18 protein-coding genes and 1 pseudogene are annotated in these 24,737 nt (G+C 75.3%); 12 read left to right on the plus strand and 7 right to left on the minus strand.

Annotation, left to right across the window (positions count from 1 at the left end; genetic code table 11):
• Positions 1 to 3 precede the first annotated feature (3 nt).
• Positions 4 to 111: pseudogene (locus O7598_RS08460) on the minus strand (LysR family transcriptional regulator); the annotation flags it as partial.
• Positions 112 to 202: 91 nt separating this feature from the next.
• Here O7598_RS08460 and O7598_RS08465 point away from each other — a divergent pair.
• Positions 203 to 928, plus strand: a complete 726-nt coding sequence (locus O7598_RS08465; RefSeq protein WP_442929835.1) for an SDR family oxidoreductase — start codon at positions 203 to 205, stop codon at positions 926 to 928.
• 101 nt (positions 929 to 1,029) lie between these two features.
• Here O7598_RS08465 and O7598_RS08470 read toward each other — a convergent pair whose 3' ends face one another.
• Together O7598_RS08470 and O7598_RS08475 are read right to left on the minus strand one after the other, a co-directional pair.
• On the minus strand, positions 1,030 to 1,962 hold the full coding sequence (locus O7598_RS08470; RefSeq protein ID WP_269690780.1) for a DUF559 domain-containing protein: 933 nt from the start codon (positions 1,960 to 1,962) through the stop codon (positions 1,030 to 1,032).
• 183 nt (positions 1,963 to 2,145) lie between these two features.
• A complete protein-coding gene (locus O7598_RS08475) occupies positions 2,146 to 3,555 on the minus strand; it encodes an alkaline phosphatase PhoX (protein WP_269690781.1) in 1,410 nt (469 codons plus the stop codon).
• 185 nt (positions 3,556 to 3,740) lie between these two features.
• Between O7598_RS08475 and O7598_RS08480 the strand changes: the two genes are divergently transcribed.
• The 3 genes from O7598_RS08480 to O7598_RS08490 all read left to right on the plus strand — a co-directional run bounded on the left by O7598_RS08480 (position 3,741) and on the right by O7598_RS08490 (position 7,883).
• Complete coding sequence (locus O7598_RS08480) at positions 3,741 to 6,335, plus strand: FtsK/SpoIIIE domain-containing protein (RefSeq protein ID WP_269690782.1); 2,595 nt, start codon at positions 3,741 to 3,743, stop codon at positions 6,333 to 6,335.
• 58 nt (positions 6,336 to 6,393) lie between these two features.
• Entirely contained in the window at positions 6,394 to 7,281 is an 888-nt protein-coding gene (locus tag O7598_RS08485) for a hypothetical protein (protein WP_269690783.1), read from the plus strand.
• A gap of 338 nt (positions 7,282 to 7,619) precedes the next feature.
• A complete protein-coding gene (locus tag O7598_RS08490; protein WP_089157165.1) occupies positions 7,620 to 7,883 on the plus strand; it encodes a DUF6244 family protein in 264 nt (87 codons plus the stop codon).
• Positions 7,884 to 7,889: 6 nt separating this feature from the next.
• On the opposite strand, the gene O7598_RS08495 is transcribed toward O7598_RS08490, so the two are convergent.
• A complete protein-coding gene (locus tag O7598_RS08495) occupies positions 7,890 to 9,323 on the minus strand; it encodes a pentapeptide repeat-containing protein (RefSeq protein WP_269690784.1) in 1,434 nt (477 codons plus the stop codon).
• A 171-nt stretch (positions 9,324 to 9,494) separates the two neighbouring features.
• Here O7598_RS08495 and O7598_RS08500 point away from each other — a divergent pair, with 171 nt between their 5' ends.
• Positions 9,495 to 10,319, plus strand: a complete 825-nt coding sequence (locus O7598_RS08500) for a lipase family alpha/beta hydrolase (protein ID WP_269690785.1) — start codon at positions 9,495 to 9,497, stop codon at positions 10,317 to 10,319.
• Positions 10,320 to 10,361: 42 nt separating this feature from the next.
• Here the strand turns inward: O7598_RS08500 and O7598_RS08505 are convergent, their stop codons facing one another.
• From O7598_RS08505 to O7598_RS08515, 3 genes are all read right to left on the minus strand, one after another.
• A complete protein-coding gene (locus tag O7598_RS08505; protein ID WP_269690786.1) occupies positions 10,362 to 11,951 on the minus strand; it encodes a GMC family oxidoreductase in 1,590 nt (529 codons plus the stop codon).
• A gap of 71 nt (positions 11,952 to 12,022) precedes the next feature.
• Positions 12,023 to 12,889 carry an aldo/keto reductase gene (locus tag O7598_RS08510; protein ID WP_269690787.1) on the minus strand — a complete coding sequence of 289 codons (867 nt, stop codon included), beginning with the start codon at positions 12,887 to 12,889 and terminating at the stop codon, positions 12,023 to 12,025.
• 72 nt (positions 12,890 to 12,961) lie between these two features.
• The gene (locus O7598_RS08515) at positions 12,962 to 15,583 is read right to left on the minus strand and encodes a SpoIIE family protein phosphatase (protein ID WP_269690788.1); all 2,622 of its coding nucleotides are present in this window, start codon (positions 15,581 to 15,583) and stop codon (positions 12,962 to 12,964) included.
• 214 nt (positions 15,584 to 15,797) lie between these two features.
• Between O7598_RS08515 and O7598_RS08520 the strand changes: the two genes are divergently transcribed.
• From O7598_RS08520 to O7598_RS08550, 7 genes are all read left to right on the plus strand, one after another.
• On the plus strand, positions 15,798 to 16,163 hold the full coding sequence (locus O7598_RS08520) for a YciI family protein (protein WP_269690789.1): 366 nt from the start codon (positions 15,798 to 15,800) through the stop codon (positions 16,161 to 16,163).
• Between the two features lie 112 nt (positions 16,164 to 16,275).
• Positions 16,276 to 17,664: an FAD-binding oxidoreductase gene (locus tag O7598_RS08525; RefSeq protein ID WP_269690790.1), complete on the plus strand. Its 1,389-nt coding sequence runs from the start codon at positions 16,276 to 16,278 to the stop codon at positions 17,662 to 17,664.
• Between the two features lie 172 nt (positions 17,665 to 17,836).
• Entirely contained in the window at positions 17,837 to 19,285 is a 1,449-nt protein-coding gene (pyk, locus tag O7598_RS08530) for a pyruvate kinase (RefSeq protein ID WP_181569447.1), read from the plus strand.
• Positions 19,286 to 19,300: 15 nt separating this feature from the next.
• Positions 19,301 to 20,185 (plus strand): acyl-CoA thioesterase, encoded by an 885-nt coding sequence (locus O7598_RS08535; RefSeq protein WP_269690791.1) that lies wholly within the window; start codon positions 19,301 to 19,303, stop codon positions 20,183 to 20,185.
• A 71-nt stretch (positions 20,186 to 20,256) separates the two neighbouring features.
• Positions 20,257 to 20,727 (plus strand): RrF2 family transcriptional regulator, encoded by a 471-nt coding sequence (locus O7598_RS08540; RefSeq protein WP_269690792.1) that lies wholly within the window; start codon positions 20,257 to 20,259, stop codon positions 20,725 to 20,727.
• 127 nt (positions 20,728 to 20,854) lie between these two features.
• Entirely contained in the window at positions 20,855 to 21,913 is a 1,059-nt protein-coding gene (locus O7598_RS08545) for a sulfite exporter TauE/SafE family protein (protein WP_269694801.1), read from the plus strand.
• A gap of 431 nt (positions 21,914 to 22,344) precedes the next feature.
• Complete coding sequence (locus tag O7598_RS08550) at positions 22,345 to 24,642, plus strand: rhamnogalacturonan lyase family protein (RefSeq protein ID WP_269690793.1); 2,298 nt, start codon at positions 22,345 to 22,347, stop codon at positions 24,640 to 24,642.
• Positions 24,643 to 24,737 lie beyond the last annotated feature (95 nt).

Raw genomic sequence — 24,737 nt, forward strand, 5'->3', positions numbered from 1 at the left:
ACCGATCGCGCGGGAGAGCGGCGGCTGGGCGATCCCGAGCCGCACGGCGGCGCGGCCGAAGTGCAGGTCCTCGGCGACGGCGACGAAGTAGCGCGGCTCGCGCGTCTCCAGGTCGCCCACCGGCCGAAGCCTAGCGCTGATACCCGGCCGGTATCACCGCCCACCGGATCGGTCTTGGACGGCGCGCGGGCCGCCCGCCAGCATGGGTCGGGTGAACGAGAACAGGACCGCGCTGGTCACCGGCGCGAACAAGGGCATCGGCTTCGCCGTCGCGCAGGGCCTCGGCGCGATCGGCTTCACGGTGGCGGTGGGGGCGCGCGACGACACGCGGCGGGCGGAGGCGGTCGCGCGGCTGCGTACCGCCGGGGTCGACGCGTTCGGGGTCGCGCTCGACGTCACCTCCGACGACAGCGTCGCCGCGGCGGCGACGACCGTCGAGCGGACCGCCGGGCGGCTCGACGTGCTTGTCAACAACGCGGGCATCTCCGGGCCGGCCGACGACGGCGCGCAGGACCCGACCACGCTCGACCTCGACGTGTTGCGCACCGTCCTCGACACCAACGTGTTCGGGGTGATCCGGGTGACCAACGCGATGCTGCCGCTGCTGCGCCGCGCACCGTCGCCACGCATCGTCAACGTGTCGAGCAACATGGGACCGCTGACGTTGCGGACCGGCCCGGTGCTGGCCGCCTACGCCCCGTCGAAGACGATGCTGAACAGCATCACCGCCCAGTACGCCCGCCAGCTCGCCGACACGAACGTCGTCGTCAACGCGGCCTGCCCCGGCTGGGTGGCCACCGACTTCACCAACTTCGCCGCACCGCGTACGCCGGAGCAGGGCGCGGCGATCGCGGTCCGGCTGGCCACGCTGCCCGACGACGGGCCGCGCGGCGGCTTCTTCGACGACGCCGGCGTCATCCCGTGGTAGGCAGCGATCGCGGCCGTCTGGTGAGGGCTGACCGCTAGATCTTGGAAGCGGAAGGCCCCTCCCGGGGCACTTTCTTCCACGATTGCCAAGATCACCTGTCGTCATCCGGGCCAGCCGGCGGCTCGGAGGGCGGCTCGTAACTGAGCGATCACCGTTTCCGGGTCGTCGCGCAGGGCCCAGGAGGGGAACCGGAGGATGCGGTCGCCCTCGACCCAGAGGTCGTTCTGCCGGCGCATGTCCGCCCAGGCGTGCGCCGGGTCGAGATGCTGCCCGCCGTCCACCTCGACGTGCACCCGCCACTCGTCGAAGTATGCGTCGAGGTAGCGTCGCCGGCCCGCGGCGTCGCGCCGCACCACCTGGCGGGTCGGTACGGGCAGGCCGGCGCGACGCACGAGGTCGAGCAGGTTCAACTCGCCGAGCGAATGCGCGCCCCCGACCGCGTCCGTGGCGGTGGCCAGGAGGAGCCGCCGACGGCGCACTCGTGGCATTCGACTCAGCACCTCGTGCAGGTCGTCACCGCCCACCAAGCGCTGCTGGAACGCCGCCGCGACGATCGCCCGGGCCTGCGCGTCGGAAGGCGCCCACTGGGCCGCGTCGATCACCGACCGCGCAGCCGTCGTCCGGGGCGGCTGGCCGACCCGCACCACGTCATCGTCAGGCAGATGGGTGGTCCGGTGCGCTCGCACGCCTGTCGGCAGCGGAGCACGACGACAGGTGGCGGGCAGGAGCAGATGGACGACGCGGTCCGGAAACCCACGAAGGCCACCCGCCTGGGCGGCGGTGATGCCGCCGAGCAGCGCGGTCGGGCCGGCGGCCAGCACCGCGATCCAACGGAGCTGAGCGGGACCGACCGGGCCGTTGTGCGCGACGAGAACGGCACGGTGAGCTTGACGCCATCGGCCCGTGGCCACCCGATGTCGGATCGCCCCTCGCGTGAGATGTGCCCGTGCCTGACCGAGGCTGAGCACATCGTCCTGACGGAACAACAACCAGGTCAACTCGTCTGCGTCGTCCGACGGCAGCGCCCGCCGCATCCCCGCCCATGACTCTCCCACCCGCCCGACACTGCCCGCCCCGGTGCCGGCCGCGTGGCCCCTGTGGACAACGCGCTCAGATCTTGGAAGCGGAGGGCCCTTCCGGGTGCCATTTCCTTCCAAGATCTGCGACTGAGCCGGTCGGCGGCTCCCGTCAGGGAGCCGCCGGCCAACCGGTCGAGATCAGCGGTGGGCGTTGCTCGGACGGCCCCACGGGCCGGTGATCGCGAACACGTACCCCGGCGTCTGGATGTTGGCGAACAGGATCTTCCCGTCCGCGCTGAACGTCGGCCCGGTGAACTCGCTGTCGTTCAGCTCGTTGCGGGCCAGCGCGTACGCCTTGCCCTGCGCGGTGACGCCGACCAGGTGCGACACGCCCTCGCCGTCCTCGGCCAGGATCACCCCGCCGTACGGGGAGACGGTGATGTTGTCCGGCCCGTCGTAGTTGCCGTGGTCGGCGTCCGGGTCGGTGTTCACCCCGAAGATGGTCTTCAGCGTGACGGTCTGCCGGCGCGGGTCGTAGAACCAGACCTGGCCGTCGTGCTCGTTGACGCTGCCGTCGCTGAGCCGGGCGTAGCTGGCCACGAAGTAGGCGCCGCCGTCGCCCCACCAGGCGCCCTCCAGCTTGCGGCTGCGGGTCACCTCGCCGTCGGCGAACTGCTTGCGCACCGACACGGTCCGGGCGTCGCGGTCCGGCACCTGGACCCACTCCACCCGGTAGCGGGTGCCGGGCGTGGTGGCCTCGGACAGGTCCGCCACGTGCCCGTCGCCGCGCAGGCAGCGCATCGCCTCCAGGGTGCCGGCGGTCCCGCCGTCCGGCCGCTGGGCGAGCGCGCGCAGCGCGCCCTTGCCGGCCCGGAAACCGGGCGGCGGCGTCCACCGGAAGTACAGCCCGTTCGGGCCGCTCGCGTCCTCGGTCAGGTAGATCGAGTGGGTGTACGGGTCGACCGCCACCGCCTCGTGCGAGTAGCGGCCGAGGAACGTCAGCGCCACCGGGTCGGTGTTGGCGGACCTGTCGTGCGGGTCGACCTCGAAGACGTACCCGTGGTCCTTCTGGAACTGCCCGCCGGCACGCTGCTCGGTCTCCTCGCAGGTCAGCCAGGTGCCCCAGGGGGTGATGCCGCCGGCGCAGTTGTTGTGCGTGCCGGCCACGCTGACATATTCGCGCAGCCGCCGCCCGTGCTTGTCCACCTCGATGGTGGTGGTGCCGCCGCGCGCGCCCGGGTCGTAGGTGAGGCCGGCCAGCGCGGGCACCGGGTGGGGCTCGTCGCCGCCGATCTCGTGGTTGTTCACCAGCACCGACCCGCGCGGGCCGCGGAAGCAGCCGGTGCCGTCGGCGTCGCTCGGGGTGGGATGGCCGGATTCCAGCAGCGTCGCGCCCGCCTGGGCGACGACGGTGTACGAGAATCCCGGCGGCAGCGCCAGCAGGCCGGCCGGGTCCGGCACCAGGTCGCCGTAGCCGACCGCGGGACGGCACGCGGCCCGGGCCGCCGCCGGACCGGCGATGGCGTCCAGGTTGCCGGCCACCACGATGCCGAGGCCACCGGCCGCGCCACCGAGCAGCGTCCGCCGGGAGAGGGGAGAGGAGGTCACGTCGTCGCCTTCCTGTGCACACGAGGTTGCACCGGTAGGCAAGCCGGGTCGCGGGAACGGCGGGCGGCGGGACCGTCCGTCGCCGGGTGAACAGTGGACGAACCTCGGGTGCCGAGCGTGCCGTGCTCCGCTCGCGCGCGTCCGTTAGGGTTCCCTCGATCGCAGACGGCGTCGGAGGGCGGACGGTGAACAGGCTCGCGACGGCGTACCGGCAGGCGGTCGACCGGCACCGGCAGGCGCTGCGCCACTGGGAGGCGGCCCGGCGGCTGCTCGGCGCCGCCGGCCCGGCGCCCGTCGGCAGCCCCGAGCTGGTCGCCCGGCTGGCCCGCCTGGGCGGGACGCTGGCCGCCGCGGTGCCCGGCACCGCCCGCGTCGCGACCCACCCCGTTCCGGTACGCCTCGGCGAGGCGACCACCGTCGACGGCGCGTTCCCGGTGCTGGTGCCGGTGGGGGCCGGCGCCCACCTGGCGATCGACGCGGACGCCCGCGACCCGCGCGTCGGTGAGCTGCTGCGCGCGGTGGTGGTGCGGCTGCTCACCGCCGCCCCGGCCGGCGCGGTCCGGGTGGTCGGCATCGACCAGGCCGCGTTCGGCGCGGCGTTCCTGCCGTTGCGCCCGCTGCACGACGCCGGGGTGCTCGGCGCGGCGGCGACCACCGAGGCGGAGACGACCGCGTTGCTGGACGCCGCGGAGCGCCACGCGCGTACCGCCCAGCGGGCCGACCCGGAGGACCGCGAGCTGCTGGTGGTGGTCGTCGCGTCGGCGCCGTCGGCGCGGGAGTCGGCCCGGCTGGCCGCGCTGACCCACGCCGGCCCGGCCGCGGCGGTCTGCGTGCTGCTGGCCGGCTACTCCCCGGCCGGGCCGACCGGCTACTCCCCGGCCGGGCCGGGCGGGACGGCCGGGCGTGCCGGCGGGCAGTGGCCGGCCGGGTCGTCAGCGGCGTCCGGGTCGCCGCCGCTGGGGGCGACCACCCAGCTCCGGGTCACCGAGCGCTACACCCTGGTCGGCGACCCGCCCGGGCGGCCGTTCAGCACCGACGGCAGCGGGCTGGCCGCGCCGGTGGTGCTCGACGGCGACCCGTCGCACGCCACGGTGACGGCGCTGGCCCGCCGGCTCGCCGAGGCCGCCGACGACAGCTCGGGGGTCACGTTCGCCGACCTGCTGCCGGCGTCCCGCTGGACGGAGTCGGCCGCCACCGGCCTGCGGACCGTGCTCGGCCGGGCCGGCCGCAAGCCGGTGACCGTCGCGTTCGACGATGCCACGCCGCACTGGCTGGTCGGCGGGCGCACCGGCGCCGGCAAGACGGTGCTGCTGCTCGACGTGCTCTACGGGCTGGCCGCCCGCTACTCCCCGGCCGAGCTGCGGCTGATGCTGCTCGACTTCAAGGAGGGCGTCAGCTTCACCGAGTTCGTGCCCACCCCGCGCGATCCGTCCTGGCTGCCGCACGCCCGCGCGGTCGGCATCGAGTCCGACCGCGAGTACGGCGTTGCCGTGCTCCGGGAGCTGCGCGCCGAGCTGGGCCGCCGCGCCGACCTGCTCAAGCGCCACGGCGTCAGCCGGCTCGCCGACCTGCCGCCGAACGCCCGGCCGCCCCGGATCGTCACCGTCGTCGACGAGTTCCACGTGCTGTTCGCCGGCAACGACGCGCTGGCCCGGCAGGCCGTCGACCTGATCGAGGAGCTGGCCCGCAAGGGCCGCTCGTACGGCCTGCACCTGGTGCTGGCCAGTCAGAGCACCACCGGCGTCGAGGCCCTCTACGGCCGGGCCGAGGCGATCTTCGGTCAGTTCCCGCTGCGCATCGCGCTGCCCGGCGGGGACGCCGTGCTGGACCCGCTGAATCCCGCCGCGCGCGGGCTCACCGTCGGCACGGCCGTGCTGAACACCGCCGCCGGCGCGCCCGGCGCCGACGCCGAGGTGCGCTTCCCGGACGCGCACGCCGCCGCGGCCGACCTCGCGGCGCTGCGCCACGAGCTGCACGCGGCCCGGCCGGAGGGCTCCGGACCGCCGTCGGTCTTCCGTGGCCACGAGACGCCCCGACTCGACGACGACCCCGCCTGGGCCGCGCTGGCGCCGGGCGCCGACCCGCCGTACGCCCTGGTCGGCCGCGTCGTGGACGTCGCCGGCAGCCCGGCCGGGTTCGCCCTCGACGCCAGTCCCGGCCGGCACCTGGCCGTGGTCGGCACCGCCGCCGCCGGCGCGGAGCTGCTCCGCTGCGCCACGCTGTCCCTGGCCCGCCAGCACACCCCGGGCAGCGCCCGGTTCCTGTTCGCGCCGCTGGCCCCGGGCACCACCGACCTCGCCGACGACCTGGCCATGACGCTGGCCGCCGCCGGCCACCCGGTCCGCCGCCTCGACGTCGGCGCGCTGCGCGCGCTCCTCGCCGAGCTGGCCGGCGACGCCCCCGGGCCGGATCGCACCTACCTGGTGGTGTTCGGGGTGGACGCGGCCGCCGGCACGCTGGCCGCCACCGACCCGGGCACGTTCCGCTCCGGCCACGACGACCTGCGCGCGGTGCTGCGGCAGGGCCCGGCGCGCGGGGTGCACGTGCTCGGCTGGTGGCGCGGGCTCCGCCGGCTCGCCGACGACCTCGGTGGCAGCGGGCACCGCGACGACGTGACCGGCCTGGTCGCGTTGAACGTGCCGGCCGCCGACCTCGGCCTGCACCTGGGCGTGCACGACCTCGCCTGGACGCCGCGCGAGGGCCGGGCCCTGCTGGTCGACCGGCACGACCACCGCACCGCCCTGATCGTGCCGTTCGGCGACGAGCGGGATAGCCCGTGAGCGCGAGGAGTGAGCCGGTTTTGCGAGCCCCGCAGTCGCGAACGAACGGGGGCACAGCATGAGTGGGTTCGACGAGTACGCGGCGCTGATCCGGGAGCTGTCCACCCGGCAGCGCGGCGGGGAGCGGGCCATCGCGGCAGAGGCGGAGCGCCGCCGTGGCCTCCAGTCCGGCGTGGACACCCTCGGCCGGCGGCTGGCCGCCCAGGGCACGCACCTCGACCGGCTCGGGGCGGCGGTCGGCGTGCCGATGGCATCGGTCCCGGACGCGCCGCCGCCGGCCGGCCCCGCACCCGGCACGGGAACCGGAGCGGGAGCGGGGGCCGGACCTGCGGGGACCGGGGGACCCGGAGCGGGGGGCGGACCTGCGGCGGCCGGTGGACCCGGGGCGGGGGGCGGACCTGCGGGGACCGGGGGAGCTGGAGCGGGGGGTGGACCCGCGGCGGGTGTCGGACCCGGATCGGGGGACGGGGGGATCGGCGGCGGAGCCGCCGCGCCGGGGCGGTCGGGCGTCGGGGCGTACCCCGGCGATCCGGCGGCGGAGCTGGCGACGGCCGGGCGGCTGGCCGACGAGGCCGACCGGCACGGGCAGGAGGCCGAGGCGCTGGCCCGGCGTCCGGTGCTGCTGCCGACCTGGTCGGCGCCGGCCCGGGCGGTGGCGGTCTACGGCGGGTGCGCGCTGGTCGGCTCGCTGCTGATGCTGATCGCGCTGGTCGGGTCACCGCTGCCGGTGTCCGGGATGGACCTGGTGGCGGCGCTGTCCTGCGCGGGTGTGCCGCTGATGTCGTTCGTGGCCGGCCAGTTCGTGCTGGCCCGCTGGGGCCGCCCCGTGCTGGCCGACGGCGAGACCCCCGCCGGCCGCTACGTCCCGCTGGGCTTCGTGATCTGCGCCCTGGTCTCCCCGTCCCTGTTCTGCCTCTACCTCCTCCTCTTCCGACTCCTCCGCTGATCCGGTCACACTTCGCCCGCTCGCGCCGCGCCGGCTCGCGCCGCGCCGGCTCGCGCCGCGCCGGCTCGCGCCGCGCCGGCTCGCGCCGCGCCGGTTCGCGCCTCATCGATCATGGAGTTATGGCGCCTGTGATGCGGCTTTCATAACTTTTGCGAGGTGCCACAACTCCATGATCGACGAGGCGAGGCGAGGCGAGGCGAGGCGGGGGCGGGGCGGGGCAGAGCGAGGCGGGGCGGGGCAGAGCGGGGCGTGGCAGGGCTGGGCGGGGTGGTGGCGAGGCGGGGCGGGGTTGGGGTGGGGGCGATAGGGTGGCGTGAGCCGATGCAGGGGAGGGTTTCGTGAGTGCTGCGGAGGTGATCGCCCGGCTGGCGGCGGCGGCCCAGAAGCTGGACGAGGCGAAGGCGCGCACCGCCGCCGCCGCGCAGGACGCGGCCGAGGCGCGGGCGCTTGTCGCGGGCGCGTTGGAGGGCGCGACGGCGGGGCCGCTGATCGGCGTCATCGACGCCTACCGGCAGGCGCTCGCCCAGGCCGCGCAGGGCGGCGAGCCGGCCCGCCAGCACGTGCAGGAGACCATCGCGAAGGTCCAGGCGCTGGGCAATTGAGCCCGCTCAGAGGTCGGTGAGCACGAGCCAGTCGCCGTCGCGCCGGCCGACGGTGGTGTCCGGCGGCCACGCGTGTGTCACGGACGCCGACGCGCGGGCCTGGTCGACCAGGAACTGGCGGACCAGAGTCGCCCCTTCGAAGGTGGCCGGCCCGTGGAACATGGCCCGGCCGAAGTTGGCGGTGCCCTCGAAGCGGGCCCCCTCGAACCAGGCGTCCGCGCCGAACTCGGTCCAGCGGAACAGCGCCATGTCGGCGAACCGCACCCGGCGGAAGCCCGCGTCCGCGGCGAAAGTGGTGTGCTCCATCGACAGCCCACTCAGGAACACCGCCTCGCGGAAGGTGGCGCCGTCGGCGAACCTGGCCCGGTCGAAACTGGCCGGCTGCCGCAGCGTGGCACCCCGGAACGAGACCTCCCCGAAGCTCGTCCCCCGGCAGGAGAGCGCGCCACCCAGGTCGGCCCGGTCGAAGCTGGCCCGGCCGGTGATCCGGGCGCCGTCGAGCACGATCTCGGCGTCGCCGCCGAGGTCGTCGAACACGACGTCGGCGAACTCGGCGGCCAGCCGTAGCCGGCCGCGCACGACCGCGCCGGCGAAGCTGGTGGTGCCGGTGCAGACCGCGCCGGTGAGGTCGAGATCCTCCAGGGTGCAGCCGGCGGCGTCGAAGTCGTCCAGCCGGGCGCCGGTCAGGTCCAGCGCGATGCCGGGCCACCAGGTGTCCTGGTCGGCCCGCAGGTGCCGGGCGAGGGTCCGCTGCGCGGTGCGGCGCACCTCGGTCTCGCGCGGGTCGTCGGGGGCCGGCATCCGGAGGTACGCGCAGAGCACCGCCACCGTGGTCGGCCGCTGCCCCGGGTTGTCCTGACCGAGCCGCTCCAGGGCGTGCAGGCCGCCGAGGCGTACCGCCGGGTTGTCGCTGCCGACCAGCTCGATGGCCCGGACGTACAGCTCGGTGAGCCGGCGCTCGACGGCGTCGTGCTCGGCGGCGGAAGCCTGGCGTTCCTGGTGCCGCGCGGCGGTCTCGGCGACCGTCTCGGCGTGCGCCTGCACCCGGTCGCGGTGCGCCTGGTCGCGGGCCGCGACGGCCTCCTGGTGCCGCTGGCCGCGCTCGGTGATCCACTGTCGACGCGCGGCGAAGAGCAGCGCCAACCCGCCGCCGGTGCCGGCGACCACGCTCAGGCCGGTGCGGATGGCGTCGACGCGTAGCGTGGCGCGGGTGTCGGGCTGGACGGCCCGGTCGGCCTCGGCGAGCAGCCAGTCGAGCACCAGCCAACCGAGGCCGACGGCCAGCAGCAGCCCGAGCAGGGCCAGCCACCAGGGCATCACCCGGAGCGGCTTCTCCGTCGGCGGTGCGGCGGACACGGCTGGCGGTGCGGCGGGCTCGGCCGGCGGCGGGGCGGACACGGCGCCCAGCATGCCATCCGGGCCGGCGACGCGGGGTTCCACCGTCCGTCCCTTTTGGGGATTCACGCGCCCTGCGGAACAACTGGTTACCGGCGCGTAACTTTCCATTGACGTGTGTGAAATCGGACACGCATCATCGTTCCCACGATCGATCGGCTCCCACCCGTCCCTCCCGGTCACCCCGGGTGCCTCCTCCCATCGGAGGTGCAGCCCATGCTGCTCCGAACGATCCTGGCCGCCACCACCGCCGCCACCGCCCTGCTCGGGCCGGCCACCGCCGCCCACGCCGCCGCGCCCCCCACCCGGCCGGACACGGTCACCACCACCACCGGCGCCCCCGCCAGCACCGTCACCGCCGCCGAGCGGGCCGCCGCCGCGGCCGCCGACCCGGTCGTCGTGGTCGGCGGGCTGATCGGCATCTCCATCGCCTATGAACCGATCGCCGCCCGGCTGCGCGCCGACGGCTACCGGGTCTCCATCTACCAGCTGCCCAACCTCGGCTTCGGTGACATCCGCGAGTCCGCCCGGGCGCTGTCGTCCTACGTGGACCAGGTCCGTGCCGCCACCGGCGCGAGCCGGGTCGACCTGGTCACCCACTCCGAAGGCGGCCTGGTCAGCCGCTGGTACGTCAAGTTCCTCGGCGGCGCCGACAAGGTCGACCAGTACGTCAGCCTCGGCAGCCCGCAGTACGGCACGTACGTCGCCAACATCGTCAACTTCGTCGGGCTGGGCAGTTGCGCCGGCATCGTCGCCTGCCAGCAGATGACCATCGGGTCGAGTTTCCTGGCCGACCTGAACGCCGGCGACGACACCCCCGGGCCGGTCCGCTGGACCACGCTGCGCACCTGGCAGGACGAGCTGGTCCGGCCGGTCGACAACGCCGTGCTCGCCGACGGCGCGACGAACGTGCTGGTGCAGGCGTGGTGCCCGCTGCGGGTCGTCGGCCACCTCGGACTGGTCCTCGACGGCACCACCTACACGGCGGTGCGGCAGACCCTCGCGGGCGCCGCGATCCGGCCGAACTGTTTCGCGGTCTGAGCCGGTCCGGGCCCGCCCCGGGCGGGCCCGGACCGACCGCGCTCACCCCTGCGCGCGGCCCCGGATCAGGTCGGCGGCCCGCCAGGCCAGCGCCGACACCGGCGCGCTGGTCCAGCCCGCCACCATCACCGGCAGCACCGAGGCGTCCACCACCCGCAGCCCGTCGACGCCGCGGACCCGCAGCTCGCTGTCGACCACGTGGTCGTCGTCCGCGCCCATCGCGCAGGTGCCCACCGCGTGGTAACCGCAGTAGCCGCGCGTCACCGCCGCCTCGACGATCTCCTCGTCGGTCCGCGTCGCCGGGCCGGGCACCGTCTCCGCGTGGATCCGCTTCGCGATCGGCCCGGTGGCGAAGAACTCCCGCATCCGGCGGAACAGGTCCACCGCCGCCCGCCGGTCGTGCTCGGTGGCGAGATAGTTCGCCACGATGGCCGGCGGGACCCGCGGGTCGGCGTCGGTGACGGCGAGGCTGCCCTCGCTGTCCGGCCGGGTCACCGTGCCCAGGCACATCAGGCCGGGCTCCCGTTCCAGCTCCAACGCCCGGCCCGGGCGCGGCGGGGCGGCCGAGAACGGCGCCATCAGCAGGTGGCCGTCCGGACGGTCCAGATCCGGGCGGGACTTCACGTGCGCGGCCACGTCGAGCACCGGCAGGGCCAACGGGCCGCCGCGGGTGAGCAGCCAGCGCACCGTCGCGCGGGCCTGCCCGAGCGGGCTCGCCAGCCGGGCGTTGTGGCCGCCCGGCCCGGCGAGCCGGTACTGCAACGCGATCGACCGGTGCTCCCGCAGCCCGGCGCCCACCCGGGGCCGGTCGAGCAGCACCGGCACCCCGGCGGCGCGCAGCGTGTCCGCCGGCCCGATGCCGGAAACCTGCAACAACTGCGGGGTGGCCAGGGCGCCGGCGGCGAGGATCACCTCGCCGGCCGCCCGGTGCTCGACCTCGCGGCCCCGGTGCGTCACCCGCACGCCGACCGCCCGGCCGTCCTCGACCAGCACCCGCAGCACGACCGCGCCGACCGCGACGGTCAGGTTGGGTCGCCGCCGGGCCGGGTGCAGGAACGCGTCGGCGGCGCTGACCCGGCGGCCCCGGTGGATGGTGGCGGTCGGATAGCCGATCCGCTCGTCGTCGTCGGCGTCCAGGTCGTCCACCGGCCGCCACCCCAGCTCCGCCCCGGTGGCCACCATCTCCTCGGCCAGCGGATCGGTGCCGGTAGCGACGGAGAGCCGCACCGGACCGCCCACGCCCCGGTGCGGCGCGGGCCCCAGCGGATGGTCCTCCAGCCGCTGGAACGCCTGCCGCACCGCCGACCAGCCCCAGCCCAGCGGCGCCAGGACGTCCCAGTCCCGGGCCGCGCCGCGGCTCCAGATCATGCCGTTGACCGCTGTGGAGCCGCCCACCATCCGGCCGCGTTGCCAGACCTCCTGCCGGTCCGGCCCGATCGTCGCCGGGTAGTGCCAAGCGGTGCGCGGATCGTCCATCAACCGGGAGAACGCCTTCGGCACCCGGACGAACGGGCTGCGGTCCCAGCCACCGGCCTCCAGCAGCAGCACCCGGGTGCCGGGGTCCTCGCTCAGCCGGTCGGCCAGCACACAGCCCGCCGCGCCGGCGCCCACCACGACGTAGTCGAATTCCACCACTGAGGACCCCCAGTCACGAGAATCCTTCTGACGGTAGTTGCTCGATCACGCCGCGCATAGAGGGCCGGTCAGGCCGCCTTCGCCAACGCCTCGTACTCGTCGTCGGTCAGCTCCACCTCGGCCGCCGCCACGTTCTCCTCCAGGTGCCCCACCGACGACGTGCCAGGGATCGGCAGCATCACCGGCGACCGGCGCAACAGCCAGGCCAGGGCGAGCTGCGCGGGGCTCGCGCCGTGCCCGGTCGAGATCGCGTCCAGCGGGCCGCCCGGCCGGGCCAGGTTGCCGGTGGCGATCGGGAACCAGGGAATGAACGCCAGGTCGTTGCGCTCGCAGTGCTCCAGCACGTCCTCGGCGCTGCGGTCGGCCAGGTTGTAGAGGTTCTGCACGGACACGATCGGGGTGATCTTCCGGGCCGCCTCGATCTGCTCCACGCTCACCTCGGAGAGCCCGATGTGCCGGATCTTGCCCTCCTGCTTCAGCAGCGCCAGCTCGCCGAGCTGGTCCGCCAGCGGCACCTGGGAGTCGATCCGGTGCAACTGGTAGAGCGGGATCGCGTCCAGGCGCAGGTGACGCAGGCTCAGCTCGCACTGCTGGCGCAGGTATTCCGGGCGCCCCACCGGCCGCCAGTCACCCGGACCGGAGCGGGTCAGCCCGGCCTTCGTCGCGATCACCAGGTCGTCCGCGTACGGGTGCAGCGCCTCGGAGATCAGCATCTCGCTGACGAACGGCCCGTACGAGTCGGCGGTGTCGATGAACGTGACCCCCAGCTCGTACGCGCGGCGCAGCACCCGCACCGCCTCGGCCGGGTCCTTCGGGTCGCCCCAGACACCGGGCCCGGTGAGCTGCATCGCCCCGTAGCCCAGCCGGTCGACCCGCAGGTCACCGCCGATCCGGTAGCTGCCCGACGCCTTGGCCGGCTGGTTGCTGGTGGCCATCACGGTCCTCCTGAGGTGGTGGGTGGTCTCCCGACCGGAGGACATTCCCCGAAACGCCGGACCGAAGCCTGCTCAGCCCAGGTGCCGCAACACCACCAGCGCCTGGTCGTCCTCGGAGCCGGCCAGGTCGTGCAGCAGCGCGTCCGCGATCGCCTCCACCGGCTCGTCGCGCACCCCCAGCAGCGACCGGTGCAGCGCCGCGACGCCCTCGTCGTACGGCCGGCCGCGCCGCTCCACCAGCCCGTCGGTGTACGCCACCAGCACGTCGCCCGGGGCGAACGGGATGGTGGTGACCGTCATCGGCCGGTCCACCATGCCCAGCGGCAGGGCGTGCGCGGTCGGCACGGCGCGCGGCGGCTGCCCGGCCGGCAGCACCACCGGATGCGGGTGCCCGGCCCGGGCCACCCGCGCGGTGCGGGCCACCGGATCCACCACCACGACCAGGCAGGTGCCCAGGAAACCGACGCCGAGCAGCTCGGTGAGCCGGAGGAACACCTCCTCCAGCGGCACGCCCAACCGGATCAGCGTGTTCAGCATGGTGCGCAGCTGGGCCATGTCGGCGGCGGCCTCGACCTGATGCCCGACCACGTCGCCGACCACCACGGCCAGCCGGTCGCCGTCCTGCCGGACCAGGTCGTACCAGTCGCCGCCCAGGTGCAGGCCGCTCATCGCCGGCCGGTAGCGGGTGGCGACCTCCATCCCGCGCGGCGTGGTCAGCGACGAGCTGCGCAGCCGGCCGGCCAGGCGGGTCACCAGGTTGTGCTCGGCGGCGGCCAGCCGGACCCGCTCCAGCGTCTGCTCGCACAGGTCGGCGACCGTGTCCAGCAGCGCCAGGTCGGTGTCGCGCAGCGGGCGCTCCCGCCGCCAGCCGAAGCCCAGCGCGGCGATCGGGCGGTGCCCGGCGCCGAACAGCGGCAGCGCCACGGTGGTCACCAGGCCGTGCGCGCCGACCGGGTCGGGCAGGCCGGGGAACCGGGCGGCGAAGTCGGCGCGGTCCCGCAGCACGAGGCGCTCCCCGTCGCGCAGCGCGCGCACGATCGGCCGCGGGTCGTCGACGGCCAGGTCGTGGAACGTGGCGGCCAGGGTGCCCGGCACGTCGTCGTGGTACCAGAGCCGGACCCGACGCCCCTCGGCGCGCATGGCCAGGCCGGGCAGCTCGGCGCCGAGCGCGGTGGTGGCGGCGTCCAGGATCACCTCGATCGCCTCCGCGGTGGAGCGGGTCACGCTCAGCCGGGCGGCGAACCCGGCCATCGCCTGCGCCGACCCGACCAGCTCGGCCCGCTGCAGCGCCTGGCTGCACAGCCCGGCCACCGCGTCGAGCAGGTTCCGCAGCGCCTCGTCGTCGCCGACCGGGCCGGCCCAGCGGATCTCCAGGGCGCCGAGCGTGCCGCCGTCGCCGTAGCGCAGCGGCAGGCAGAGACCGGTGGCCCGGCCGTCGTCGCCGGCCAGCGGCAGCACCACGTTGTCGCGTACCGCCCGGGCCAGCGGGACGTCGGCGTCGACCGGCAGCGGCCCGGCCGGCGCGACGTCGCCGGCCACGTCCAGCACCGTGCGGCCGGGCGACGCGACGGCGACCCGCAGCGCGGTCGCGTCCACCACGGCCGGGACGACAGTGGTCAGCACCTCGACGATGGCGTCCCGGCCCCGCGCCGAGCTGAGCGCCCCGGCCAACCGGGCCAGCGTCTCCGCCCGGCGCAGCGCCCGCTCCGACAGCGCCCGGAACAACCGCAGCTCGGCGCGGTCGGCGGCCCGGCGGTGCTCGGCACGGGCGACCGCCAGGCCGGCGCCGATCTGCCCGGCCAGCAGCTCGACGAACGCCCGGTGGTCGGCGTCGACCGGACGGTGCGGGTCCAGCGCGGCGACCAGGACCCCGGCCGGCGCGGCGGCGCCGGGGTCGGGCACCGGCAGCACCGCCACCACCGGGGCGGCCGGCCGGTCGTCGGGCGGAGGCACCAGCCGCGGCGCGCCGTCCGCCAGCACCTCGGCCAGCGGCCACCCGTCGGGTGGGCCGGGCAGGGCCTCGACCCCGTCCGCGGCGACCAGCCGTGGCCCGGCCGGCGTGGCGAGGTGGAGCTGGACGAACGGCACCGGGGCGGCGCCGGCCAGCGTCTTGACCGCCCGCCGGGCCACCTCCTCGGGGTCGCCGGGCTCGGCCAGTGCCGCGCCCAGCGCGGCGAGCAGCCGCAACCGGCGTGCGCCGACCACCCGCGCGGTGGTCTCCGCGCCGACCGTGAGCACGCCCGCCGCCCGGCCCGACTCGTCGGTCACCGGGCTGTGCGTGAAGGTGAACCAGCGGTCCTCGCCGGCCTCCTCGGGCGCGCGCACCGGCACGTCCCGGCTCTCCGTGGCGCCCCGGCCCGCGCGTACCCCGGCCAGCAGCGCGGCCAGCGCGGCCCAGTCACCCGGCCACACCTCGGCGCCCGGACGGCCCGGCGCGGCGTCCCGGCCCGGGCCGAGCAGCCGACGGTATGCGTCGTTGGGCAGCGCCACCGACCCGTCACCCCACCACAGCACGCTCGGGGCGGGGGAGTGCAGGCAGAGCGCCAGCGCGGTGCGCAGGCTCTGCGGCCAGCCGTCGATCGGGCCGAGCGGCGTGCCCGACCAGTCACGTGCCGTGACCGCCGCGCCCGCGCCCCCGCCGCCGGTGGCGACGGTGTCCGGCCACCGGACGCCGTCGGGCGGGAGGGTGCTCACCCGGGACCTCCGCTGGGGCGTGGCTCGGCAGTACCGGAAACGTACCAGCGGCCGGTGACGCCGGACGATCGTCGATCCGGTTCGGACCGGGCGGCGGACGAACGGCCCGGCGCGGCGGCAAACCGGGCGGCCGGACCGGCCACTTCCCGCGAGCGCCCACGGGGGCCGGGACCGCCGTGCGAGTCTGGGCGGGACGCCGTCGCAGGAGGTGCGCATGGGCGCGACGCCCCGGCTCGACTTCGCGCTGGACACGTACGAGTGCATCGTGCTCTATCCCGGGCCGTCCGGCCGGGCCCTGCCCGAGGAGACGGTGCAGCGGCTGCAGTCCGAGCACCTGCGGCACATGCAGGCGTTGCAGCGGCGCGGCATCGTGCTGGTCGACGGCTCGGTGGACGGCCCGGCTCGCGAACCGGATCCGCCGATCGGGTTCGGGCTGGCCCGCACCGGCTCGGTGGACGACGTGCGCAGCATCATGGAGGCCGACCCGGCGGTGCAGGCCGGGCTCTACCGGGTGGAGGTGCTCACCTTCCTCTGCCCGGCCGGGTCGCTGGAGTTCCCGCTGGTCAAGACGGAAAGCTGAGGCACTGTCGCGCGGGCGACGGCGGCCGGCCGGCGGCGGTGCTACGTTCCGGCGCAGCAGCGACCCCGGCCCGTCCGGCGCCGCCGGCCCGGGGTCGGCCGAGGAGTCCGCCATGACCTCCGCCCCGGATGTTCCGCACGCCGCCGACCTGCTCCGCGAGGTGCTCGGCCACCGCCTGCTCACCCCGGCCGACGCCGGCTTCCCGGACGCCGTCCGGCTCTGGAACGGCGCACCCGGCGCGACGCCGGCGCTCGTCGCCCGGGTGCGGGACGCCGACGAGGTCGCCCTGGCGGTCCGTGTCGCCCGGCGCTGCCACCTGCCGCTGTCGGCCCGCGCCGGCGGCCACGACTGGGCCGGCCGGGCGCTGCGCGAGGGCGGCCTGGTCGTCGACCTCACCGCGCTGCGCCGGGTGGACCTCGACCCCGGCACCGGGGTGGTCACCGTGGGCGGCGGGGCGACGGCCGCCGACGTGCTGGCCGCCCTGCGGCCGTACGACCGGGTGGTCCCCACCGGCGTGGTGCGTGCGGTCGGGATGGCCGGGCTGACCCTGGCCGGCGGCTACGGCCCGCTCTGCGGGCGCTTCGGGCTGGCGCTGGACAACCTGCTCGGCGCCGAGGTGGTGCTCGCGGACGGCCGGCGGGTCACCGCCGACCCGCACCACGAGCGCGAGCTGTACTGGGCGCTGCGCGGCGGTGGCGGCAAACTCGGGATGGTCACCGCGCTGCGCTACCGCACCCATCGGCTCACCACCGTGCTCGCCGGCATGCTGCTGTTCCCGCCGGGGCAGGCGGGGGCGGTGCTGCGCGGCTACGGCGCGACGGTGCGCGACGCGCCTGACGAGCTGACCGTGATGGCCGGGTTCCTGCCCGGCCCGGCGGGGGAGCCGGTGGTCTTCCTCGCCCCGTTCCACACCGGCGACCCGGCGGCCGGGGAGGCCGCGGTGGACCGGCTGCGCGCGCTCGGCACGCCGCTTGTCGACCAGGTCGCGCCGCTGGCGTACGAGGACGCGCTGCGCCTGTTCGACGGCGGGATGGCCGACGGCAACCACTATCTGCTGCGTACCCGGTGGTTGGCCCGGGTGGACGAGCCGGTGGTGGCCGTGCTGACGGCGGCGGCCGCTGCCGTCTCGTCGCCGTGGTCGGCGATCGCGCTGCACCACTTCCACGGCGCGGCCGCCCGGGTCGGGCTGGCCGAGACCGCGTTCGGGCTGCGCGGCGACCACCTGCTCGCCGAGATCATCGCGGTCTGGACGCCGGGCGACGACCCGGCGCCGCACCGGGCGTGGGCCGAGCGCACCAGCGGGGCCCTGGCCCCGCACGCGCTGCCCGGCGGCTACCCGAACCTGCTCGCGCCGGAGGAGACCGACCGGGTCCGCCTCGCCTACGGCCCGAACTGGGACCGGCTGTGCCGGGCCACCCGCCGCTACGACCCGCACCGGGTGTTCTCGGCCGTGCCGACGCTGCCGCCGGCGTCCCACGACGGCCACCCCGTCGACAGGTGACGGCGGGCGGTACGATTTCCGCCGCGCGGTCGCCGATGCCCGCCACACACGACGTTTCCGGTGCGGTACGCCAACCGCCCGTCCGCGCGGGTTCTTCGCGCGTCGTTGGACAACTGTTCCGCAGTCCGCAAGGGGTCGGCCGGCAGGTCGATCCGGAGGAGAGACTAGCCTGATGGGCGTGACACGCCGCGCGAAGATCGTCTGCACTCTCGGCCCCGCCACCTCGTCCCCGGAGCGCATCCGGGGGCTCGTCGAGGCCGGCATGAACGTGGCGAGGCTCAACTTCAGCCACGGCAGTCACGACGACCACGAGTCGGTCTGCCGCATGGTCCGGGAGGCGGCGGAGGCGGCCGGGCAGCCGGTCGCGGTCCTCGCCGACCTCCAGGGCCCCAAGATCCGGCTCGGCCGCTTCGCCGACGGGCCGCACGAGTGGCGCACCGGTGACTCCGTGGTGATCACCAGCGACGAGATCGTCGGCACCAAGGAGCGGGTCTCCTGCACCTACCGCAAGCTGCCGCAGGAGGTGAAGCCGGGCGACCGGCTGCTCATCGACGACGGTCGGGTGGCGGTCGAGGTCAGCGACGTCACCGGCAACGACATCCGCTGCCTGGTCACCGAGGGCGGCCCGGTCTCCAACAACAAGGGCGTCTCGCTGCCGAACGTGGCGGTCAGTGTCCCGGCCATGTCCGACAAGGACGCCGAGGACCTGCGCTTCGCCCTCGGCCTCGGCGTCGACCTGGTCGCCCTCTCCTTCGTCCGCTCGCCGGACGACATCAAGCTGGTCCACGCGATCATGGACGAGGAGGGCGTGCGCCGCCCGGTGCTCGCCAAGGTCGAGAAGCCCGAGGCGGTGGACCACCTGGAGGCGATCGTGCTCGCCTTCGACGGCGTCATGGTCGCCCGCGGCGACCTCGGCGTGGAGCTGCCGCTCGACCAGGTCCCGCTGGTGCAGAAGCGTGCCGTGCAGCTCTGCCGGGAGAACGCCAAGCCGGTCATCGTGGCCACCCAGATGCTCGACTCCATGATCGAGAACTCCCGCCCGACCCGCGCCGAGGCCTCCGACGTGGCCAACGCGGTGCTCGACGGCGCGGACGCGGTGATGCTCTCCGGCGAGACCAGCGTCGGCAAGTACCCGGTGCTCACCGTCAGCACCATGGCCAAGATCGTCACCACCACCGAGGCCGGCTCCATCGCCGTCCCCCGGCTCCAGCACGATCCGCGTACGCACGGCGGCGCGCTCACCGTCGCCGCGTCGTCGATCGCCCGCGCCATCGGCGCCAAGGCCATGGTGGCGTTCTCGCAGACCGGCGACACCGTCAAGCGCCTCAGCCGGCTGCACTGCGACCTGCCGCTGCTGGCCTTCACGCCGGTGCCGGAGGTGCGCAACCAGCTCGCGCTCTGCTGGGGCGTGGAGACGTTCCTGATGCCGTTCGTGCAGCACACCGACGACATGTTCCGCCAGGTCGACCAGGCGCTGCTGGGCCTCAACCGGGCCAACCCGGGCGACTACGTGGTGATCGTGGCGGGCAGCCCGCCCGGCACCCCCGGCTCCACCAACACGCTGCGCGTGCACCAGCTCGGTTCGCTGGTCGACGCGGCGGCGGCCCGGGCGCTCCAGTGAGCCGGGGGCGGCGCGGTGAGTGACGCTCCGGCGGCGACCGGGCAGGCGGCGGTCGACCAGCTCCTGGAGGTGCTCGACCTCGCGCAGACCGGCGAGATGGCCTTCCGCGGGATGAGCCCGCCGGTCGGCCCGCAGCGGGTCTACGGAGGTCAGGTCGCCGGCCAGGCGCTGGTGGCCGCCGGCCGCACGGTCGACCCGGAGCGCGCCGTGCACTCGCTGCACGGCTACTTCGTGCGGCCCGGCGACCCGGCCGAGCCGATCGCATACCAGGTGGAGAACGTCCGCGACGGCCGGTCCTTCTCGGTGCGCCGCTCGGTGGCCCTGCAGCACGACAAGCCGATCTTCTTCATGTCGGCCTCGTTCCAGCGGCAGGAGGAAGGGCTGGACCACCACGCCCCGGTCCCGCCCGACGTGCCCGGCCCGGACGACGTGCCGACCATGGCCGACCGCCTCGCCCGTTACCCGGAGCGGCTCGGCATCTGGGGGCAGATCCCGCGCCCGATCGACGTCCGCTACGTCGGCGAGCCCGGCTGGGTACGCCCCGGCGACCGCCCGGCCGAGCCGCACCAGCGGGTCTGGATGCGCATCGACGGCAAGCTGCCCGACGACCCGCTGCTGCACGCGTGCGCGCTGACGTACGCCTCCGACCTGACGCTGCTGGACTCGGTGCTGTCGGTGCACGGCGAGGTGTGGGGTCCGGGCGGCGTGGTCGGCGCGAGCCTCGACCACGCGCTCTGGTTCCACAGGTCCTTCCGGGCCGACGAGTGGTTCCTCTACGACTGCTGGAGCCCGTCCGCGTCGGGCGCCCGGGGCCTGGCCACCGGCCGGATGTTCACCACCGACGGTCGGCACATCGCCAGCGCCGTGCAGGAGGGGCTGCTGCGTCGGGTCGGCGAGTGAGCGGCCAATCGTGACCGTTCGGCCGAGGGGCCGGAAGCCGGGCGGCTGAGCAGGCGACTAACCTTGCCGGCATGCGCCTATCCGCCCGGGTCGACTACGCCCTCCGCGCGGCCGCCGAGCTCGCCTCGGTCGCCGAGGGTGCGACCTCCGGGCGGAGCCGGCCGGTGACCGCCGAGCAGATCGCCCGCTCGCAGGACATCCCGCCGAAGTTCCTCGAGAGCATCCTGCTCCAGCTGCGCCGGGGCGGCATCGTGCACGCCCAGCGTGGCCCCGAGGGTGGCTACTGGCTGGCCCGTCCGGCCTCGGAGATCTCCCTGGCGGAGGTGATCCGGGTGATCGACGGGCCGCTGGCGCACGTCCGCGGCCAGCGCCCGGAGCAGCTCGGCTACCAGGGCCCGGCCCGCGCGTTGCAGGACGTGTGGATCGCGTTGCGGGCCAGCGAGCGGGAGATCCTGGAGCTGGTCACCATCGCCGACGTGGCCGCCGGCACGCTGCCGGGCCGGGTCAACGAGCTGGCGGCCGACCCGCGCGCCTGGAGCTGACGGATCGCTCCCGGCCGGCCGCCGTCCGGCGTGTCCCACCAACCGGATGGAGGACTTGACCGGGGACGCCCTCGTGCCGCATTGTCGACCAAGTCGATAGGAGATGCCGAAAAGTCTGGGGGCGCTCGTGCGCAAGCTGCTGGTCCTCGCCCTCGTCGGGCTCCTCGCGCAACTGGTCGACGGCGCGCTCGGCATGGCGTACGGGTTGACCTCCTCGACGCTGCTGCTGGTCGCGGGGGTCGCGCCGGCCGCCGCCTCCGCGTCGGTGCACCTCGCCGAGATCGGCACCACGCTCGCCGCCGGTGTCTCGCACTGGCGCTTCGGCAACGTCGACTGGAAGGTGGTCGGCCGGATCGCGCTGCCGGGCGCGATCGGCGCGTTCGCGGGCGCCACGTTCCTCAGCTCCATCTCCACCGAGTCGGCCGCGCCCTGGATGGCCGCCATCCTCTTCACCCTCGGCGCGTACCTGCTGATCCGCTTCTCCCGGCCGTTGCGCGCCAACCGCGCCGGCGGCCGGCTGCGCAGCCGCTTCCTCGCCCCGCTCGGCCTGGTCGCCGGCTTCGTCGACGCCACCGGCGGCGGCGGTTGGGGCCCGGTCGCCACTCCGGCCCTGCTGGTCTCCGGCCGGATGGAGCCGCGCAAGGTCATCGGCTCGGTGGACACCTCCGAGTTCGTGGTGGCCGGCGCGGCCAGCATCGGTTTCCTGATCGGTCTCGGCTCGGAGGGCTTCCTGCTGCCCACCGTGGCCGCGCTCCTGGTCGGCGGCCTGATCGCCGCGCCGATCGCGGCCTGGCTGGTGCGCATCGTGCCGGCCCAGGTGCTCGGCGCCGTCATCGGTGGCGTGATCGTGCTGACCAACGCCCGCACCCTGCTGCGCGCCGGCGAACTGGGCGGCCCGGTGCCGGCCCTGGTCTACGCCGTGCTCGCCGCCGGCTGGGTGGCCGCCGTGACGCTGGCGGTACGGGCGCTGCGCCGGGCCCGCCGCGCCCGCGCCACGGTCGACGCCGCCCTCGCGCCGTCCGGCGCGACTGCGTCCGATGCCGCTGCGTCGGGTGCCGCTGCGTCCGGCGCGACTGCGTCCGGTGCCGTTCCGTCCGGTGCCGCTGCCCCGGCCGTCGCCGGTGCCGCTGTTCCCGCCGCCGAGGCCGAGGAGTCCCGGCGGCTCGCCGCCGCCGTCGAGGGCTGAGCTCCACCGCCGACGGGCCGCCCCGGTCCGGTCACCCGCCGCGCAGTCGGGCCGCCGCCTCTCCGACACGCCGGCCTGACTGCGCTTCCGTGGCTCGGCGTGTCGCGCCTCCGCGGACAACCCCTTTCGGCCGGCATACCGCACAGGCATATTTATGACTGTGCGGCATACCGCCTCCGAGTGACTTCTTTTCCCGCCTGGTCACCCACGGTGACGTCGGTAACGCCACCCGGCTGTTGGCGTGGCGCCCCTCGCGCTGCGCCCCGTCGGCGCTTGTGGGGTGTCGGGTGGTGCCCTACGCTGGCGAGGCGCGGAGCCTAATCATCGACGTCGATGCGTCGACGTCACGTCGCGTCAACGCGCGTGTCTTCCTCGCCGGTCCGGGCAGGCCGGTGCCGGCGCGTGCCTGACCTTCGCGAAAGGCAACCCCCGTGCATCCCACCACCACACGCCGCCGGCTCGCGCTGCTCGCCGCGGCCTCGGCGGCCACCCTGACGGCCGGCGCGCTCACCGCGGTGACCGCCGAGGCGGCGGCCGCCGCCTGCCGGGTCGACTATCGGATCACCAACCAGTGGGGCGGCGGCTTCGGCGCCGACGTCACCGTGACCAACCTCGGCGATCCGGTCGACGGCTGGACGCTCGGCTGGAGCTTCGCCGCCGGTCAGCAGGTCGTCCAGGCCTGGAACGCCACGGTCAGCCAGTCCGGCACCCAGGTCACCGCCCGCGACGCCGGCTACAACGCGGCGCTCGGCACCGGCGGCAGCGCCAACTTCGGCTTCAACGGCTCCTGGAACAACGCCGCCAACCCGGTGCCCTCCGCGTTCACGCTCAACGGCACCACCTGCACCGGCGCGCCGCCGACCTCGACGCCGCCGACGTCCGGCCCGACCACGCCGCCGCCGACCACGCCACCACCGACCACGCCACCCCCGCCGACCACGCCCCCGCCGACCACGCCCCCGGCGACCACGCCCCCGGCGGGCGCCAAGCAGATGGAGAAGCTCGACCGAGGGCTGGTCAGCGTCCGCTCCGGCAGCGGGAACCTGGTGTCCTGGCGGCTGCTCGGCACCGAGACCTCGGGCGTGTCGTTCAACCTCTACCGCGGCTCCACCAGGGTCAACCCAAGCCCGATCACCGGCGCCACCACGTACCTGGACAGCGGTGCGGCCGCCGGATCGGCGTACACCGTGCGGGCCGTGGTGAACGGCGCCGAGCAGGCGGCGTCCGCCCCGGCGTTGCAGTTCGCCAACGGCTACCTGGACGTGCCGATCCAGGCCCCGCCCGGCGGCACCACGCCGAGCGGCGAGGCCTACAGCTACTCCGCCAACGACGCCAGCGTCGGCGACCTCGACGGCGACGGCCGCTACGAGTTCGTGCTCAAGTGGGACCCGTCCAACAGCAAGGACAACTCCCAGTCCGGCTACACCGGCAACGTCTACGTCGACGCCTACACCCTCACCGGCACCCGGCTGTGGCGGATCGACCTGGGCCGCAACATCCGCGCCGGCGCCCACTACACCCAGTTCCAGGTGTACGACTACGACGGCGACGGGGATGCCGAGGTGGCCATGAAGACCGCCGACGGCACCCGCTCCGGCACCGGCCAGGTGATCGGCTCGTCGTCGGCCGACCACCGCAACTCCAGCGGCTACGTGCTCGCCGGCCCGGAGTACCTGACCATGTTCGACGGTCGCACCGGCGCGGCCCTGTCCACCGTCGACTACGACCCGCCGCGCGGCACCGTCTCCTCCTGGGGCGACTCGTACGGCAACCGGGTCGACCGGTTCCTCGCCGGCACCGCCTACCTCGACGGCCAGCGCCCGTCGCTGATCATGGCGCGCGGCTACTACACCCGGGCCGTGATCGCGGCCTGGGACTTCCGCGACGGCACGCTGCGCAAGCGCTGGACGTTCGACTCGAACGCCAGCGGCAACGGCGCCGCCGCCGGCCAGGGCAACCACCAACTCTCCGTCGCCGACGTGGACAACGACGGCCGCCAGGAGATCGTGTACGGGGCCGCCACCATCGACGACAACGGCCGGCTGCTCTACTCCACCGGCAACGGGCACGGCGACGCGCTGCACGTCGGCGACCTCGACCCGGGCCGCGCCGGCCTGGAGGTCTTCAAGGTCGACGAGGACGGCAGCAAGCCCAGCTCCTGGATGTCCGACGCGCGTACCGGGCAGATCCTCTGGCAGACCGCCCCGAACGGCGACAACGGCCGCGGCGTCTCCGACGACGTCTGGGCCGGCAGCCCCGGCGCGGAGTCCTGGTCGTCGGCGGTCGACGGCCTGCTCAACACGCGCGGGCAGAACGTCGGCCGCAAGCCGTCCTCGGCGAACTTCCTGATCTGGTGGGACGGCGACCCGGTCCGCGAGCTGCTCGACGGCACCAAGATCGACAAGTACGGCACCGGCGGCGAGACCCGGCTGCTCACCGGCAGCAACGTCGCCTCCAACAACGGCACCAAGTCCACCCCGGCGCTGTCGGCCGACATCCTCGGCGACTGGCGCGAGGAAGTGGTGTGGCGCACCGCCGACAGCAGCGCGCTGCGCGTCTACAGCACGCCCGTCACCACCGGCCTGCGCCTGCCGACCCTGATGCACGACCCGCAGTATCGGGTCGCGGTCGCCTGGCAGAACACCGCCTACAACCAGCCGCCGCACCCGGGGTTCCACCTCGGCGACGGCATGAGCACGCCGGCCGCGCCGAACATCTACCTGCGCTGAGCCGAAAACGAAGGCACCGGGTCGCCGGCCGCGGAATCCGCTCAGCCGGCGACCCGGTGCACCACACCGCAGCATTCCCGACCCGTCCCGACCGG

This window comes from Micromonospora sp. WMMC241, assembly GCF_027460165.1.
GTDB lineage: Bacteria > Actinomycetota > Actinomycetes > Mycobacteriales > Micromonosporaceae > Micromonospora > Micromonospora humi.

Excerpts from the sequence above, each read along its gene's own strand:
- O7598_RS08465 (WP_442929835.1), top strand. The coding sequence starts at position 203 with ATGGGTCGGGTGAACGAGAACAGGACCGCGCTGGTCACCGGCGCGAAC.
- O7598_RS08470 (WP_269690780.1), bottom strand. The coding sequence starts at position 1,962 with ATGCGGCGGGCGCTGCCGTCGGACGACGCAGACGAGTTGACCTGGTTG.
- O7598_RS08485 (WP_269690783.1), top strand. The coding sequence starts at position 6,394 with ATGAGTGGGTTCGACGAGTACGCGGCGCTGATCCGGGAGCTGTCCACC.
- O7598_RS08500 (WP_269690785.1), top strand. The coding sequence starts at position 9,495 with ATGCTGCTCCGAACGATCCTGGCCGCCACCACCGCCGCCACCGCCCTG.
- O7598_RS08510 (WP_269690787.1), bottom strand. The coding sequence starts at position 12,889 with ATGGCCACCAGCAACCAGCCGGCCAAGGCGTCGGGCAGCTACCGGATC.
- O7598_RS08520 (WP_269690789.1), top strand. The coding sequence starts at position 15,798 with ATGGGCGCGACGCCCCGGCTCGACTTCGCGCTGGACACGTACGAGTGC.
- O7598_RS08525 (WP_269690790.1), top strand. The coding sequence starts at position 16,276 with ATGACCTCCGCCCCGGATGTTCCGCACGCCGCCGACCTGCTCCGCGAG.
- pyk (WP_181569447.1), top strand. The coding sequence starts at position 17,837 with ATGGGCGTGACACGCCGCGCGAAGATCGTCTGCACTCTCGGCCCCGCC.
- O7598_RS08540 (WP_269690792.1), top strand. The coding sequence starts at position 20,257 with ATGCGCCTATCCGCCCGGGTCGACTACGCCCTCCGCGCGGCCGCCGAG.